Source organism: Chamaesiphon sp. GL140_3_metabinner_50 (assembly GCF_025361915.1).
Taxonomy (GTDB): Bacteria; Cyanobacteriota; Cyanobacteriia; order Cyanobacteriales; family Chamaesiphonaceae; genus Chamaesiphon.
The window spans coordinates 1-2,363 of the sequence record NZ_JANYJC010000187.1 but is presented as its reverse complement, the minus strand read 5'-3'; the positions used below and the strand labels follow the sequence as shown (position 1 = coordinate 2,363).

At 42.6% G+C, this 2,363-nt stretch carries 2 protein-coding genes; both read right to left on the bottom strand.

Annotation, left to right across the window (positions count from 1 at the left end):
• Positions 1 to 460, bottom strand: a 460-nt coding sequence (locus Q0R35_RS09415; RefSeq protein WP_295616663.1) for a Uma2 family endonuclease, incomplete at its 3' end; no start/stop codon positions are given.
• A 168-nt stretch (positions 461 to 628) separates the two neighbouring features.
• Positions 629 to 2,363: arginine--tRNA ligase (gene argS / locus Q0R35_RS09410; protein ID WP_366944856.1), on the bottom strand; the 1,735-nt coding region annotated here is incomplete at its 5' end.

The window sequence follows — 2,363 nt, the reverse complement described above, 5'->3', positions numbered from 1 at the left end:
ATTCTAAGATGGTTATTTGTTTGGCGATCGGATCGACGATCCAATATTCAGCAATGCCCCTAGCAGCGTATTCACTCCGCTTGTAACGATAATCTCGTTTCTCTTGGTTGGGGCTGACAACCTCCACTGCTAGTAATGGTGGCGGCATATCCATTAGTACGATCGATCGACTCGCTCCATCCATTTCCGTTGCTAATTCTTCAGACAATACCAATAAATCTGGTATTCGTACAGATACCCGCGCTCCACTAACAGCTACTTCGATTCCAATCCTAAGTCTATAGCTGGGAATACCCAAACCTAGCAAGAAAGCGAATAAAAAAGATGCAATTCTCTGATTTATATCGCTCTTCGCAGGCACAGAAATCAATTCTCCATTTTCCAATTCATATAAGTTATCCGTGCCATCATCGTAGGCAAGGAATTCTGCTAGGGTCATTTTCTGGAGCGCAACTGTCATCTCTATATCTCCTGCAAGAGTATATGCACTATTCTAACATTTCGATCGAACTCAGAATTGTTGTCTGAACTATGATTAGAATGATTAAATGATAAACTGTGATTATTTTCCGGTTGTAATCATAGTCTATCTGTCAATCACTTTAATCATAGTTCAGATGCTTCATATTTACATCCGTTCTAGTACCGGAATACCGAGTAAATTCAATCCTAATTTCAACGTTTTAGCAGTTAAATCACATAGTAATAAACGTGAAGTTTTAATCGGTTCTTCTACTTGTAAAACGGAATGTTTGTCATAAAATTGATTGAATTTTTGACTGAGTTCAAATAAGTATTGACACAACCGATTCGGCAACAAATCTCGTTCGACTTCAGTAATAATCGTTCCTAATTGTAAGAGGTGTTTAGCAAGAGTTAGTTCGGCTTCTTCTGCGAGAATAATTTGAGCATTATCGCCAAGCTGATTAAAGTCGATATCGCCTTTACGAGCGATGCTTTGTGGTCTGGCGTAGGCATACATCATATAAGGTGCTGTATTGCCTTTATCTAAAAGCATCTTATCGTAACTAAAGACATAATTGCTCGTTCTGTTTTGGCTCAAGTCAGCATATTTAACAGAACTCAGTCCGATAACTTCCGAACTATTGGCAATAAATTCTTCAGTTTCTTTGCGTTCTTCATCAATTAATCTGGTTTTGAGTAGGTTACTAAATCGTTCGATCGCTTCATCGAGCAGATCTTTTAATTTAATGGCTTTACCCGATCGAGTCTTAATTTTTTTACCACCTTCACCTAACACTAACCCAAAAGGAACGTGGGTAATTTCAATATGTTCGGGTATCCATTTGGCAAGTTTGGCAACTTGAAATACTTGGGCGAAATGATCCGCTTGCCCCGCATCGGTGATATAAATGATTCGATCGGCTTTATCGGTCTGAATCCGATATCTGACTGCGGCTAAATCGGTAGTGGCGTAGTTATAACCTCCATCGGTTTTTTGGACGATGAGGGGTAAAGGATCGCCTTCTCTGTTGGTAAATCCATCGAGAAAAACGCACTGTGCGCCGTCACTTTCGACTAGTAATCCTGTCGCGCGGAGATCTTCAACTACGGAGGATAAATAGGGGTTGTAGAAAGATTCGCCGCGTTCGGTAAGTTCGATCTTCAATCTATCGTAAATTACCTGAAATTCGCGCCGCGATTGGTCGCATAATAAATTCCAGGCTTTAATCGTATCGGGATCTTTGGCTTGTAATTTAACTACTTCCTGTCTGGCGGCTTCCTGAAACTGCGGATCTTCGTCGAAGCGTTGTTTGGCTCGTTTGTATAAGACTACCAAATCGCCTAAATCGAGCGCGTCAGCCGTCGTCAAGGCTTGAGGATAGGCTTCCCGGAGGTAAAGAATCAACATCCCAAATTGGGTACCCCAGTCGCCAACGTGATTGAGTCTGAGGACATCGTGACCGCGAAATTCTAATACCCGTGCGATACAATCTCCCAGAATAGTCGATCTCAGGTGCCCGACGTGCATTTCTTTAGCAATATTCGGACTCGAAAAATCTACGACAACGCGTTGTGGTTTTTCGGTGACGGCTACACCCAGGCGACTATCGAGCTGCATGGCTTGGAGTTGAGTGGCGAGATAGCTAGGTTTGACTGTGAAATTAATAAAGCCTGCGCCAGCAATTTGGGGTAATTCGCAGATTTCTGACACATCTAAATTATCGACGATCGATTGAGCGATCGCGCGTGGCTGTTGCCCTAATTTCTTGGCGAGTCCCATCGCCATATTCGCCTGATAGTCCCCAAATTTAGGATTGCTAGATAAGACTAATAGAGGATCGACACCAGCATAATCATCCCCCAATGCGGCTACGATCGCCCGATCGAGTTGAGTTGTC